This window comes from Nesterenkonia salmonea, assembly GCF_005771525.1.
Classification (GTDB): domain Bacteria; phylum Actinomycetota; class Actinomycetes; order Actinomycetales; family Micrococcaceae; genus Nesterenkonia; species Nesterenkonia salmonea.
The window spans coordinates 1-343 of record NZ_VAVZ01000136.1 but is presented as its reverse complement, the minus strand read 5'-3'; the positions used below and the strand labels follow the sequence as shown (position 1 = coordinate 343).

The 343-nt window shown below is 65.9% G+C and carries 1 protein-coding gene; it reads left to right on the top strand.

All coding sequences use genetic code 11. The annotated features are described in order from the left end of the window. Positions 1 to 343 (top strand): transposase (locus tag FEF26_RS15600; RefSeq protein WP_208012974.1); only part of this gene is annotated, 343 nt, incomplete at both ends.

Below are 343 nucleotides of genomic sequence, written 5' to 3'. Positions count from 1 at the left end.
CGGATGGACAAGCTGGTCAAGCAGCTGGGCATCGACTCGCTGTCGAAATCACAAGTCTCACGCATGGCTGAGGACCTCGATGAGCACGTCGCTGACTTCCGGACCCGGCCGTTGGATGCCGCGGGCCCGTTCACCTTCGTGGCCGCTGACGCGCTGACGATGAAGGTCCGGGAAGGCGGACGGGTGATCAACGCGGTGGTGCTGGTGGCCACCGGGGTCAACGCTGATGGCCACCGCGAAGTCCTGGGACTGCGGGTAGCCACCGCCGAGACCGCTGCGGCGTGGAACACGTTCTTCGCTGACCTGGTCGCCCGCGGGCTGACTGGGGTCAAGATGGTCACCA